The organism is Moorena sp. SIO3I6 (assembly GCF_010672095.1).
In genome coordinates this window covers 1-13,605 of the sequence record NZ_JAAHHU010000142.1, presented here as the reverse complement: position 1 = coordinate 13,605, position 13,605 = coordinate 1, and the positions used below count along the sequence as shown (strand labels likewise).

Below are 13,605 nucleotides of genomic sequence, written 5' to 3'. Positions count from 1 at the left end.
CGCATAATCTTTCCGGAACGAGTCTTGGGCAAAGCATCAGTAAAGCGAATGTCACCAGGACGTGCGATCGCACCAATTTCTTTGACCACGTGCTGCTTTAGTTCTTGCTTGAGTTCGTCACTAGCGCTATAAGTCCCTTCTAAGGTCACAAAGGCAAAGACATCTTCCCCTTTTACCTCATCAGGTTTACCGACTACGGCGGCTTCAGCTACAGAAGGATGAGAAACCAGTGCTGACTCCACTTCCATGGTTCCTAAGCGGTGACCAGAGATATTCAACACATCATCGACACGACCCATAACCCAGAAATAGCCATTGGAGTCTTTTCTGGCACCATCTCCAGCAAAATAGAAGTATTGGCCATCTTTTGGTTGAATGTGTTCCCAATAGGTGCGGCGGAAACGGTCATCATCCCCATAGACAGTACGGATCATACTTGGCCAAGGATGTTTGATCACTAAATAACCACCGTCATTCTCTCCAACTGGATTGCCGTCTAAATCTACAATATCAGCAATAATGCCTGGGAAGGGGAAGGTAGCGGAACCGGGTTTAGTGGGAGTAGCACCGGGTAAGGGGGTGAGCATGAAGCCACCGGTTTCAGTTTGCCACCAAGTATCGACAATGGGACAACGTTCTCCTCCAATCACCCGATGGTACCACATCCAGGCTTCTGGGTTAATCGGTTCACCCACAGTTCCTAAGATACGTAGGGAGGATAAATCACGGGCGTTGGGATGCTGGTCTCCCATCTTAATAAAGGCACGAATAGCAGTGGGAGCAGTGTAGAAGATAGTGACTCCATATTTTTCTACCACATCCCACAAGCAACCGGGATTGGAAGGACGGGGAGCCCCTTCGTACATGAGGCTAGTAGCACCATTGGACAATGGACCATAGACAATGTAACTGTGTCCGGTAATCCAGCCGACATCAGCAGTACACCAGTAGACATCGGTCTCTTTGAGGTCAAAGGTCCACTTGGTAGTCATGTGGGTGTAGAGGTTATAGCCACCAGTAGTGTGAACAACCCCTTTCGGTTTACCTGTGGTACCGCTAGTGTAGAGAATGAAGAGCATATCTTCACTATCCATGGGTTCCGCTGGACAATCCGCAGATGCTCCCGGTTGCAAGTCATGCCACCAGTGGTCTCGTTCTGGTTCCATGTCAATCCCTTGCTTGGTGCGTTCTACCACTAGGACGTTTTCTACTGTAGGTGCGCCATTATTCTCTAAGGCTTTATCAACTTGGATCTTGAGAGGAACAATCTTGTCTTTGCGCCAGCCCCCATCAGCAGTAATTACTAATTTAGCTTGAGCATCTACCAGTCGGTCTTTGAGGGCTTCAGCACTAAAGCCACCAAAAACAACCGTGTGGGGAGCACCAATTCTAGCACAGGCCAGCATGGCAATAGCAGCTTCGGGAATCATGGGCATATAAATGCCAACGCGATCGCCTTTTTTCACTCCCAGTTGTTTGATCACATTTGCCATCTGGCAAACTTCCCGGTGTAACTGGGCATAGGTTAGGGTGCGGGAGTCTCCCGGTTCCCCTTCCCAAATCAGGGCAGCTTTATTCCGACGCCAGGTAGTGAGGTGTCTGTCAAGACAGTTGTAAGAAATATTAATCTTCCCACCAACAAACCACTTGGCAAAGGGAGGTTGCCAATCTAATACGGTATCCCACTTTTGAAACCAGTCTAGTTCTTGTTCGGCAAGCTGGGCCCAAAACCCTTCGGGGTCAGCTTTGGCTTGTTCATAAAGTTGCTGATACTCCGCCATGCTCTTAATCTGGGCATTCTCGGCAAAGTCAGCTGGTGGCGGGAACAGCCGTTCTTCTTGAAGGATTGATTCTATAGTCGGTTGTGACATAGTTATAGTAAATTACTTAGATCTAAGTAGGTAGTCTAGACCTAGCCAAGGTTAAGTCTAATCAAACCATACTGAACAGGTCACCCAGTTGGGCAAATCGTTGGATTTCTTTAATTTCTGGTTTGTTACCAAAAAGTTTGGGTTTAAAGCCCCGTCCTTTGAGGACGGCTTTTATCTTTCGGATTGACGTTAGATAATTAAAGCGTTATGATACTGGACAAGGAGGAAAGACGATGTTTAATCTCACCTACGAGTTCAAACTCAAACCCACCAAGCAACAATCCCAAATATTTGACGAGTGGCTAGAAGTAACTCGTAGGGTGTATAATTATGCTTTAGCTGAGCGTAAAGACTGGTACAAGTCTCGTAGTTGTCAATTAAACTCCTGTAGCCTTCGTAGTTGCTACATCATTTCTGCCGATGCGACCCGTCCTACCTATGGAAATCAATGTAAGTCTTTAACAGCTGCAAAGAAGAAAAACCCTAATTTAAAAAAGGTTCAATCTCAGGTATTGCAGCAAACTCTCAAAAGGGTTGAGACTGCTTTCACTAATATGTGGGAGCGTAATACGGGGTTTCCACGGTTTAAGAAAAAAGGAAGAATGAGGTCTTTTGTCTTTCCGCAAATGAAAGGGAATAGACTTGAGCCTGGTATGGTTAAACTTCCTGTTATCGGTTGGGTAAGGTTTCGCCAATCACGGAATATTCCCGAAGATGGAGTAATCAAGCAAGCCCGCATAGTTAAAAGGGTTTCTGGTTGGTATGTGATGTTGACGATTCAATGGAATGCTGATATTCCATCGCCAATGCCCCATGGTGAACCATTAGGAATTGATGTAGGATTAACCAGTTTTGTAGCTACTTCTAATGGTCTTTTAGTCAAGCGCCCAAAGTTTTTTGGTGATGCCGAACGCAAGCTGAGATGGCTGCAAAAGCGTGTTTCTAGAAAACCTTTTGGCTCAAAGAATCGACAAAAAGCGCAAAATAAAGTAGCCAAACTACATGAGTACATTGCTAATTGTCGCAAGGATTGGCACAGAAAGCTTTCTCACCAACTTTGTGACAATGCAGGGATGATATTTGTAGAAGACTTAAACTTGGTAGGTTTGTCCCGTGGAATGTTAGGAAAGCATTGTCTAGACGCTGGCTTTGGTCAATTTTTGGACATATTAGAAAAAACTTGCGTCCATCGTGGCGTCTATTTCCAGAAAGTAGATGCACGTAGAACAAGTCAGATTTGTCCAAATTGCTTAACTGAGACTGGCAAAAAGACTTTAGCTGAACGTACCCATGTTTGTTTAAATTGCGGCTACACAACCGATAGAGATGTGGCAGCTGCCCAAGTAGTCACTATACGTGGACTTGCAGCCGTGGGACACACGGTCAAGATGCTTGCTGAGGGTAAATTCATAGGAATCCCTTTGAAGCAAGAATCCTCGTTCTTATAGGACGAGGAGTGTCAATACTCCTCCTTACTCCCTGCTTCCTGCTCCCTCAAACCAACTGCTAGTAAGTACCTCACCCAATTTCAAACTGCTGTAGTTATGTCAAGAAAAGTTGAAGTTGTTCCCCATGACCCGAAGTGGCCAGATGAATTTGAGCGTGAATCAAAGCAGATTGCTCTTGCCGTCGGCGACAACTTAGTTGCTGTACACCATATTGGGAGTACATCTATTCCAGAACTAGACGCTAAACCAATTATTGATATTTTGGTTGAGGTCAAAGACATTACCAAAGTCGATGAAAATAGTTCAGGTATGGAGACAATAGGCTATGAAGGAATGGGTGAATACGGCATACCAGGTCGTCGTTTCTTTCGCAAACATAATCAAATAGGAATCAGAACACATCATGTTCATATGTTTGAGGTTAATTCGCTACAGGTAGAGCGTCACTTAGCCTTTCGAGATTATATGATTGCCCATCCTAAGGATGCCCATAAATACGGTGAACTTAAGCGAAAACTTGCTAATAAATATCCATACAATATTGAAGCCTATATGGATGGAAAAGATGGGTTCATCAAAGAGATGGATCGAAAAGCAGCAGAGTGGCGTAGAGGATCAATAGGCAAGAGGCAATAGGCAATAGGCAATAGGCAATAGGCAATAGGCAATAGGCAATAGTTAATCGACTTAACCCTTAAACCTACCCTACACCGAACCCCAAAGGCGAACAACCTTGGTCTTTCGGCCACGCGATCGCGTTCAACCTTCAACAATCTTCAACCTTCAACCTTCAACCTTCAACCTTCAACAATCTTCAACCTTCAACAATCTTCAACCTTCAACAACCTTCAACCTTCAACAACCTTCAACCTTCAACAACCTTCAACCTTCAACAATCTTCAACCTTCAACAACCTTCAACCTTCAACAACCTTCAACCTTCAACAACCTTGGAGAACAATCGCTCCAATACTTCTTTCGGAATTGTCTCAAAATCCTCCAACAATAAATCCATAATCGCCAGATGGCGCAAGTGACCAGGAGTGGGAGGGTAACAGCGACGACTGGTTTTAAACCAGTGCGATCGCTTATCTTGTCAGGTGCGTTAACCAAGTGTAACGCACCTCTTTAACTATCAGTGTGTTCGCGTAGCGGCTTTTTGCTGAGCATCGCTTATCCTAGGGTTAACACTCCCATAGGAAAATCTACAACTAAACGCTTTGTTCGTAACCACAAAACACCTAAAAGACTATTTACCAGTTCATCTCCTCCTAACACTTCAACCGTAAACTCCTCTTCCTCAATAACCACCTTTCCCTCATATAAATTAAACCGTGCTTCTCCCTGGGCTGTTTGCATATCCTGTGGTTCATTATTACGCACCCACCCTAAACTCTCAGCATCTTGATTATCAATAGCTAACCAACCTGTAAACCCTGTATCTAACAGTGCCATAACGGGAAAAACCTCCCCATCAGCAGACATCAAGCCAATTTCAAAAAATAACTCCCCGAACCTATTAAATTCACCTTGGATCATATTCTGCCACAAGTTCCCGTTTCATTAATTTGCATAATAATACACTTTTTACCTGGATGTTTAGAACGGGATTTGGAAAGTGCTACCTTTTTATCTTCATCGATAAAATACTCACCACTATCAGGTTCAATAATAATAAACCAATCATAATGCTCTTGAATCAATTCTGGTTGTACTCGCTCAAAGACCTCTCGACAACGCTTATAAAACACTGCATCTTCAGCTTGAATTCTGGCTTTTTCTTCAGGAGACAGTCGTTTCTCCGGAAAAACCCGTCCTCGCCTTACAGTGTGATGGGAAGATGATGGTGTCATTTTAGTTATACAAAACGCTGTAGATAGGTTTATAATAACAAAAATATCCCCCCTCAGGTTATTTCTACCTTTCTTGCTAAGAAAGGGATAAGGGGTGACTTGTTCAAAATATTATATAAGGCCCCATAAACTAGCCAATTATTCGAGCATAGATGATCAGCTTTCTGAATAGCTTCAGCCGCTCCCTGATTTTCACCCCTGTCAAACAAACACCGGGCATAATAACACCAGTCATTAGGATTATTTGCGTACTCCTCAGTTACTTTCCATCATTCTATTAATCAGCAATGCCTTCCCTTTTGCCTCTTGCCTCTTGCCTCTTGCCTCTTGCCTCTTGCCTCTTGCCTAAGCGAGTATGTTCACAACCGATGATACCAACGCGCTTATATACCTTATGATTGGAATTGTGATTATCTCCCACAGTGCTAAGCTAGCCGCTGGGGTCAAGGAATTAGCCCAACAGATGGTTCAGACATCGGTACCAATTGCGATCGCAGCTGGGATTGATGACCCACAAAATCCTTTTGGTACCGATGTGCTGCAAGTCCAAGCCGCCATTGAGTCGGTTTACTCCGATGCTGGGGTAGTGGTATTGATGGATTTAGGCAGTGCAGTGCTGAGTGCAGAAATGGCACTGGAGTTTCTGGATGAAGAGCAGAAACCCAAGGTAAGATTGTGCGAAGCGCCATTAGTGGAAGGTGCGATCGCAGCGGTTGTCCAAGCTGCGGCTGGTGGTGATATCGACCAAGTGATTGCTGAAGCTAGATCAGCTTTAACCGCTAAAGCCTCTCAGTTATCAGTTGTTGATAGTACTGATAGTACTGATAGTACTGAGTTTGACCCGGTGGGTGGAACGGGCATCTTGCCCGTGGTGCGTTACGCAACTACAACCAAAGAAATCCATCTTACTGTCCAGAATAAACAGGGAATTCATGCTCGTCCTGCTGCCCAATTTGTTACTACAGCTAATCGGTTTAACTCAGAAATTAAGTTACAAAATATCACCAAAACTAGCAATATAGTTAATGGAAAAAGCATTAATAATGTGATGCTTTTAGGTATCCAACAGGGAGATAAAATAGTCATCAAAGCAGTAGGAGAAGATGCCGAATTAGCCTTGATAGCGTTGCAGCAGCTAGTCGATAACAATTTTGGCGAAAAACTAGATAAAGCCAAAGAAGACATCAACCAAAATTATAACTCTCCCAGTAACCGATCCCTTGACCCTTCATCCGTCACACTTGATAGGTTAGTTGGAATTCCCGCTGCTGCTGGTATTGCTATGGGAGCGGTTATTGTCTACCAACCCAAACTTCCAGAGATTATTGAAGAGCAAACAGATAATCCTCAAGGCGAGTGGGAAACCCTACAACTTGCTATTAAAACAGCACAACAGCAACTTCAACACCTGATCAATACTGTTACTAAAGATCAGGCAGATATTTTTCAGGCTCACTTGCTCTACTTAGACGATCCAGCCCTAGTTAATAGAGCTTATCAGATTATAGTTGACCAGCATCTATGGGCAGGAGCTGCTTGGAAAACTGTGATCGATGAAACCGTAGCAAATTATCAAACTCTGGAAGACTCCTACATGCAAGCTCGGGGAAATGATGTGATCGATGTCGGCTGGCGAGTGTTGCGATTACTGACGAATAGGAAAGAAACCTGTCTAGATCTGACTGAGCCTGGTATTCTGGTTGCTGCTGATTTAACCCCCTCTGAGGTCGCGCAACTAAATCCGATCCAAGTCCTAGGTATCTGTTGCGCTAGTGGAAGTGCTACAGCCCATAGTGCCCTGATCGCCAATATGCTCGGTATACCGATGGTGGTTGGTGTTGGTCAGGATGTGTTGTCGTTGCCAGCTGGTACGGAGTTGGCCATGGATGGGACAACCGGTCAAATTTGGGTAGAGCCTTCTGAGGAACAAAAGCAAGAATTACAGCTACAGAGCAACAGTAAGGATGAATTACCTAGGGAGGTAATTACTCAAGATGGACACACAATTCCCTTGATGGCAAATGTTTTGGGAGAGGCTGATGCTAAATTGGCTCTCGATTGTGGTGCTCAAGGGATAGGTTTACTTAGGACCGAGTTTCTTTATCTGGAACGCTTAACTATTCCGATGGAAGAAGAGCAGTTGGCAACCTATCAAGCCATTGCGGAAATTATGGGTACCCATCCCCTAACGATTCGTACTTTAGATATTGGCGGTGACAAGCCCATTCCCTTCCTGAATCTAGCGTCTTCTGATGCTTCCTCTGATCGGCACACCCGAGAGCCTAACCCTTTCCTAGGATGGCGGGGAATTCGTCAGAGTTTGGATTGTCCAGAGATGCTCAAAATCCAACTGCGGGCGATTCTACGAGGGAGTTATGGACACAATATTAAGGTGATGTTTCCCATGGTTTCTTCAGTAGAAGAGGTACGGGCTGCTAAGGAAATCCTAGCAGAGGCTAAAGCCGAGTTGCGCCAAGAAGGGCATCGTTTTAATGAACAGATGCCAGTGGGGATTATGGTAGAAGTCCCGGCAGCAGTAACCATGGCTGATCAGTTAGCGGCTGAAGTGGACTTTTTCAGCATTGGTACTAATGATTTGAGTCAATATGTAATGGCCGCTGACCGTACTAATCCCAAGGTGGCGAAGCTAGCTGATGCCCTTGAACCGGCTGTGCTACGGATGATTCACCAAACGGTAAGCGTTGCTCATCAAGCAGGGATTACAGTTAGTGTCTGTGGTCAGTTGGCATCGAATCCAGTAGGGATACCGATTTTATTAGGGTTAGGGGTGGATGAGTTGAGTGTGAATCCACCTGCGATCGCTACTGTGATTTCAGTTATTACACAGTTGAGTATCAACCAGGCCGAGATGCTTGCTGGTGAGGCGTTGCAGCTAGATTCGGCTCTTGCAGTTAGACAATATATTAGACTTCTTGCAGAAGTCGGGAACAGGGAACAGGGAACAGGGAACAGTGGACAAGAATTGACGTGAACACTATCAGAAAAGTACTTTTGCCAGGTCGGTTTGAGTCTTGGCAGGAGTGATACAGCGCTACGGGCAAGGCAAAAGGCAAAAGGCAACAGGCAACAGGCAACAGGCAAAAAAAAAGAGAGCCGTGTTACTGACTCTCTCGATCATCAGGGTGCATCTTATATTTCAAATATACCTGAGTAAATGAGGGGTGTCACCCCTCATTGAAAAAATCAGCCAAATGGCTTAATTGGTAAGTTGTTACTGGTATGCTGATCTGCCTGACAAGATGGGGATTGACATTGGAACAGTTAAAATTAGGAAGCATTAGCAAACCCAGACCTATGTTCGAGCAACAACCCGAAACACTACAGCAAAAGGTTAAACTCTTGGCATCGGAATCAATTCGCCAAGATAATCCATCTCAATGGTTTGAGGTTTTATATGCCGAAGCTAATGGGGATTCGGGGCAAATACCTTGGGCGCGTAATACACCCCATCCCTATCTACAGGATTGGTTAGAGCATAATACACCCCAAGGGTCGGGTCGCTCTGCCCTAGTAGTTGGTTGTGGGTTAGGGGATGATGCTGAAGCGTTGGCGCAGCAGGGTTTCCAAGTGACTGCGTTTGATATTTCCCCGACTGCGATCGCATGGTGCCAAAACCGATTTCCCGATTCCCAGGTCAAGTACCAAGTGGCGGATTTATTTGCTTTAGATCCAGCATGGCATCACAAATTTGATTTTGTCTTTGAATGTCGTAACATCCAAGCCTTACCCCTCAAGGTGCGGTCAACTGTGATGAATGCGATCGCATCCTTAGTCGCCCCAGGAGGAACCCTCTTAGTAATTACTCGGTTTCGGGATAGCGACACTGAACCAGATGGTCCCCCTTGGCCGTTGTCCGATACAGAACTAGCTTACTTTAAGGAATTGGGCTTAGTCGAAATTCATCGTGATACTGTCCCGGAATCAGAGGATGATCCGATTCAACGGTTACGCATTCAATATACTCGTCATGGTTCGTAAACGCTTAATTATCGAAATGGGAATGGGAGTAGACCAACACGGTCAAGACCCAACCGTAGCAGCAGCAAGAGCTGTACGCAACGCTATTGCTCACAATGCCTTGCCTGGTGTTTGGGAAGTAGCTGGTTTAGAGCATCCCAATCAAATGATAGTTGAAGTTCAAGTCGCCGTGCCTTACCCAGAGCAAGTCCGGGAAGATGAAGTACTGGCTGTACTCCCTTTCGGTCAGAAAACTCTATCCCTTGAGTCTGGTGGAATGGTCGTTCAAGGCAGGGCGATTCCAGAACTTAATGATAAAAATGATGAGATGCTGATTGCTGTTGCAGCGGTTACTGTGTTCGTGGATAGTGATTAGGAACTTAGGAAAAGTAATCTAATCGTAAGCTATCAGCTATCAGCTATCAGCTATCAGCTATCAGCTATCAGCTATCAGCTATCAGCTATCAGCATACGGCGGTTTGCATAACGATCAGGTCTTATACTTTCGGTGTTACTTCTAGGCGATTGGCAATGGCATCCACTACAGTTTCAAAAATGCCCAGGGAGTTTTCCACCATGGTGTTGAGGGTATCGAGCAGGGGATTAATTTCACAGATTTCCCAACAACACACCCGTGGATCTTTAACCAAGGTTTCGTTGAGCAGACAGGCTTCCTTGACAAAAATCCCATTTGGAGCTGGGGTTCCCGTTCCCATACAAATTGTCGAGTCCATACTATCGACGTCAAAGGTAACGTAAATCAGATCCACCCCTTCTAGCTTCTCTAAACACCGTTGGGCAACGACATCCGCACCCAAGGTACGAACGTGCTCACTGGTCATGTTTAGGATTTGGTGTGTTTCAATCAAGTGGTCTTCCGCCTCTTCCGTATCTCGTACCGCGACATACACCAAATCCTCAATGCTAAAATTCGCGCTATCTGCCAGCCCTAATTTTTGACACAGGTTCCAGAGTTTTACCGTGTCTGAGTCAAGCTCATTGATTTGCTTGGCCAGATTATCAGTGGCAGTCGCCATCGCCACAGGCATCCCATGCATATTTCCCGATGGAGTCGTATAGGGAGAGTGAATATCAGCATGGGCATCAATCCAAACCACTCCCAGGCGATGATTCGGAAAGGCTTTTTTGATTCCGGCGATTATCCCTGCTGCCGTTGAATGATCGCCACCGAGTACCACTGGAAACAGCCCCTCCTTTAGGGTTTGGGCGACTACATCGGTGGTTCGGCTCAGCACTTGGTATAGCTTGTGAATATACTTGGCGTACTGATGTTTGTGTCCCAGAGCATCTGCCCAATTTTCTGTTTGTACTCGTAAACTATCCAGACTCAACACACCATTGTGAGCATGCATCCGTGCCGCCTGTTTTTGGATGGCAGCTTCTCTCAAAGCAGCAGTTCCCATGGATTGACCGCGCGTTCCCGCTCCTAATTCCGAATCAACTTCAATCAGCGCAATTGAGGAAAATTTTTCGACTTTTTGGTACTGAAGTAAAATCTTTTTGAAACTGCGTAAGCCTGCGATCGAAATCTTCAGAGCCGATTCATAAGTCTGAGTGGCAATAAACTCTTCAAAATCAATTTCGCCATCTCCATTTAAATCAGCTTTTCTCACCAAGGCAGCAATTTATGAATCAGTTACGGTCGTGTTGAAGCAACGGATAATCTGGGTGAATTCGTCAATCGATAACTTGCCACTACCATCAACATCAATCAGTTCAAACACCTGTCGTAGATCAGCCCTAATATCGAGATCTTGGCGGTTTACCATCCACTCCATAAAGGCCTCCCGTGTCACAACATCATCTTTGTTGAGCAGATTGAAAAGATTGGTTCGGTCTTGAAGGGAAATGCCTTGTCCCAGAATCTCTAGAGCATCGATGATCTCCTGACGACTGATGAATCCATCACCATTGGCATCAAACAACTGGAAGACCTGGTCAAATTCTGCATATCGTTGAGATGACATTGGTTTGGTTATGGTCATGGTTGAATCTCCTCATCTGTTACCCTATTGTGGAAAATTCGGATCGGGATTATACTACCATTTGGGTTGAACCATGGCATCATTATTGCTTAAAGGTTGTATGAACAGGGCATGACTGAACTAGGGATATAGTTTTTTTGCGATCGCACTCCTGAAATATAGTGCTATAGCGCAGGGCTATATTTCCAAGCCAAAACAAATTGTAGTTTCAACAAAAGGGCGTTGAATCATTAAGCAATGCTTATTTATCTCGTTGTGGGAGTGAGAATAGGCATTGCTTTAGACTTTTGATAGATAGAAGATCGGGCAACAGATGAGTAACGGGTGTAAGGGATGGCAGTATTGGTAGAAGGGGAAGTTGGGGCAATTACCCATTACCAATTACCCATTACCGATGACGAGTGATATCAATCATGAAAAAATTAATCAACCATCCCGATAATGTTGTCAGAGAAAGCCTAGAAGGCATGGCTGTAGCCCATCCTGACCTGCTCAAAATTAATCTTGACCCCCTCTTGATCTACCGCGCTGATGCTCCAATATCAAACAAAGTAGCGATTATTTCCGGTGGTGGTAGTGGTCATGAACCCTTGCACGGGGGCTTTGTGGGTGCCGGAATGTTAGATGCCGCCTGTCCCGGTGAAGTGTTTACCTCTCCCACTCCCGACCAAATGCTAGAAGCTGCAAAAATAGTCAACAGTGGTGCAGGGGTTCTTAATATTGTCAAAAACTATAGCGGTGACGTGATGAATTTTGAGTTAGCTGCGGAATTAGCTATCTCAGAAGGCATCCGAGTCCTCAATATCCTAATTGATGATGATGTAGCGGTTAAAGATAGCCTCTATACTCAAGGCAGGCGCGGGGTAGGGACGACATTATTAGCCGAGAAAATCTGTGGCGCTGCTGCTGCTGCTGGTTATGACCTCAAACAACTGGCTAATCTCTGTCGCCAGGTTAATGGTAATGGACGCAGCATGGGTATGGCATTGACATCCTGCACCCCTCCTGCTAAGGGGAGTCCCATGTTTGACTTGGGGGAAGCAGAAATAGAATTTGGGATTGGCATTCACGGGGAACCAGGAAGACAACGAATGTCCCTCAAATCAGCAGATGAGATAACTGAAATGCTAGCGCTATCGATTATTGAAGATTCTGCCTATAGCCGCAAAGTGCGAGAGTGGGATGAAGATAAAGCAGAATGGACAGAGTTTGAAATAACTGACCCGCCTTTTCAGAAAAGCGATCGCATTCTGGCATTCGTGAATAGCATGGGTGGTACTCCCCTGTCGGAACTGTACATTGTGTATCGTAAATTAGCCCAAATCTGTGAACAAAAGGGACTGGAAATCGTGCGTAGTCTGATTGGTCCTTATATTACGTCTCTAGAAATGCAAGGCTGCTCGATTACCCTACTCAAAATGAACGATGAGCTAATTAAATTCTGGGATGCACCAGTCAAGACACCAGCCCTGCGTTGGGGACTATGATTGATATGATATCTGGGAGCATCAGTATCGTAAAGCTTAGCTAATTGCTCATTGCTCATTGCTACCCTGAGGCTCTCACCCCCTGACCCACTCTGCCACTATGGTAACGATAACTAAACATCAAATTCTACAGTGGTTACAAGCAGTCGCTACTGTACTAGAACAAAACAAGGACTATCTAACCGAACTTGATGCTGCTATTGGTGATGCTGACCACGGTATCAATATGAATCGTGGCTTTCAAAAGGTGATCACTCAGCTTCCTAAAGTGGCAGATAAAGACATTGGCAGTATTCTCAAAACCGTCAGCATGACTCTAATTTCCAGTGTGGGAGGTGCCAGTGGACCACTTTATGGCACCCTGTTCTTGCGCTCAAGTGCAGCAGTAGCAGGAAAGCAAGAACTGACAAAAGAGGATATGGTCAAACTATTCCAAGCAGGAGTGGAGGGAGTCGTCCAGCGAGGCAAAGCCAACTTGGGAGATAAGACCATGTTAGATGCTCTATCACCCGCAGCCAATGCCTTTGCACAAGCTGTAGATCAAGGAGACAGTATGCTAGAAGCCTTGCAACAGGCCGTCAACGCAGCAGAAGAAGGGATGAAAAATACTATTCCGTTGGTGGCTAAGAAGGGACGAGCCAGTTATTTAGGGGAGCGCAGTGCTGGACATCAAGACCCTGGTGCTACTTCAGCCTATTTGATTTTCCAGACACTGCTAGAAACGGGTAATACAGGGAGTAGGGAGTAGGGAGTAGGGAGTAGGGAGTAGGGAGTAGGGAGTAGGGAGTAGGGAGTAGGGAATAGGGAGTAGGGAGTAGGGAGTAGGGAATAGGGAGTAGGGAGTAGGGAGTAGGGGTAAGAAAATTGACTTTACCTCATAAGTAGGAGAAACGCTCTAGTCAACTTTTAACTTTAGTAACTTATTAATAATTTAAGCGATCGCATCTTATTGAAGGTCAACCT

General features: G+C 45.2%; 13 protein-coding genes. 8 read left to right on the top strand and 5 right to left on the bottom strand.

Annotated elements, in window-relative coordinates:
* Positions 1–1,871, bottom strand: a 1,871-nt coding sequence (acs, locus tag F6K49_RS27780) for an acetate--CoA ligase (RefSeq protein ID WP_293101806.1), incomplete at its 3' end; no start/stop codon positions are given.
* A 233-nt stretch (positions 1,872–2,104) separates the two neighbouring features.
* Between acs and F6K49_RS27775 the strand changes: the two genes are divergently transcribed.
* From F6K49_RS27775 to F6K49_RS27765, 3 genes are all read left to right on the top strand, one after another.
* Positions 2,105–3,319 carry a transposase gene (locus tag F6K49_RS27775; protein WP_293041086.1) on the top strand — a complete coding sequence of 405 codons (1,215 nt, stop codon included), beginning with the start codon at positions 2,105–2,107 and terminating at the stop codon, positions 3,317–3,319.
* A 96-nt stretch (positions 3,320–3,415) separates the two neighbouring features.
* Positions 3,416–3,955, top strand: coding sequence for a GrpB family protein (locus tag F6K49_RS27770; protein ID WP_293101803.1), 540 nt, complete (start codon positions 3,416–3,418; stop codon positions 3,953–3,955).
* A 97-nt stretch (positions 3,956–4,052) separates the two neighbouring features.
* Entirely contained in the window at positions 4,053–4,355 is a 303-nt protein-coding gene (locus F6K49_RS27765) for a hypothetical protein (protein WP_293101800.1), read from the top strand.
* Between the two features lie 136 nt (positions 4,356–4,491).
* On the opposite strand, the gene F6K49_RS27760 is transcribed toward F6K49_RS27765, so the two are convergent.
* Together F6K49_RS27760 and F6K49_RS27755 are read right to left on the bottom strand one after the other, a co-directional pair.
* On the bottom strand, positions 4,492–4,857 hold the full coding sequence (locus F6K49_RS27760) for an aspartyl protease (RefSeq protein WP_075895556.1): 366 nt from the start codon (positions 4,855–4,857) through the stop codon (positions 4,492–4,494).
* Entirely contained in the window at positions 4,854–5,171 is a 318-nt protein-coding gene (locus F6K49_RS27755) for a hypothetical protein (RefSeq protein WP_075895554.1), read from the bottom strand. Before F6K49_RS27755 ends, F6K49_RS27760 begins: the two co-directional genes overlap by 4 nt.
* Before the next feature lie 394 nt (positions 5,172–5,565).
* Between F6K49_RS27755 and ptsP the strand changes: the two genes are divergently transcribed.
* From ptsP to F6K49_RS27740, 3 genes are all read left to right on the top strand, one after another.
* The gene (gene ptsP / locus F6K49_RS27750; RefSeq protein ID WP_293101795.1) at positions 5,566–8,163 is read left to right on the top strand and encodes a phosphoenolpyruvate--protein phosphotransferase; all 2,598 of its coding nucleotides are present in this window, start codon (positions 5,566–5,568) and stop codon (positions 8,161–8,163) included.
* A gap of 323 nt (positions 8,164–8,486) precedes the next feature.
* Entirely contained in the window at positions 8,487–9,170 is a 684-nt protein-coding gene (locus F6K49_RS27745; RefSeq protein ID WP_293101792.1) for a class I SAM-dependent methyltransferase, read from the top strand.
* The gene (locus tag F6K49_RS27740; RefSeq protein WP_293069353.1) at positions 9,160–9,525 is read left to right on the top strand and encodes a Lin0512 family protein; all 366 of its coding nucleotides are present in this window, start codon (positions 9,160–9,162) and stop codon (positions 9,523–9,525) included. Before F6K49_RS27745 ends, F6K49_RS27740 begins: the two co-directional genes overlap by 11 nt.
* Positions 9,526–9,646: 121 nt before the next feature.
* On the opposite strand, the gene F6K49_RS27735 is transcribed toward F6K49_RS27740, so the two are convergent.
* Positions 9,647–10,783 (bottom strand): arginase family protein, encoded by a 1,137-nt coding sequence (locus tag F6K49_RS27735; protein ID WP_293101809.1) that lies wholly within the window; start codon positions 10,781–10,783, stop codon positions 9,647–9,649.
* Between the two features lie 12 nt (positions 10,784–10,795).
* Positions 10,796–11,155 carry an EF-hand domain-containing protein gene (locus F6K49_RS27730; RefSeq protein WP_293020839.1) on the bottom strand — a complete coding sequence of 120 codons (360 nt, stop codon included), beginning with the start codon at positions 11,153–11,155 and terminating at the stop codon, positions 10,796–10,798.
* 413 nt (positions 11,156–11,568) lie between these two features.
* On the opposite strand from F6K49_RS27730, the gene dhaK reads away from it, so the two are divergent.
* Positions 11,569–12,642, top strand: a complete 1,074-nt coding sequence (gene dhaK / locus F6K49_RS27725) for a dihydroxyacetone kinase subunit DhaK (protein WP_293101787.1) — start codon at positions 11,569–11,571, stop codon at positions 12,640–12,642.
* A gap of 100 nt (positions 12,643–12,742) precedes the next feature.
* Positions 12,743–13,390: a dihydroxyacetone kinase subunit DhaL gene (gene dhaL / locus F6K49_RS27720; RefSeq protein ID WP_293101784.1), complete on the top strand. Its 648-nt coding sequence runs from the start codon at positions 12,743–12,745 to the stop codon at positions 13,388–13,390.
* The last annotated feature ends 215 nt before the right edge of the window (positions 13,391–13,605 follow it).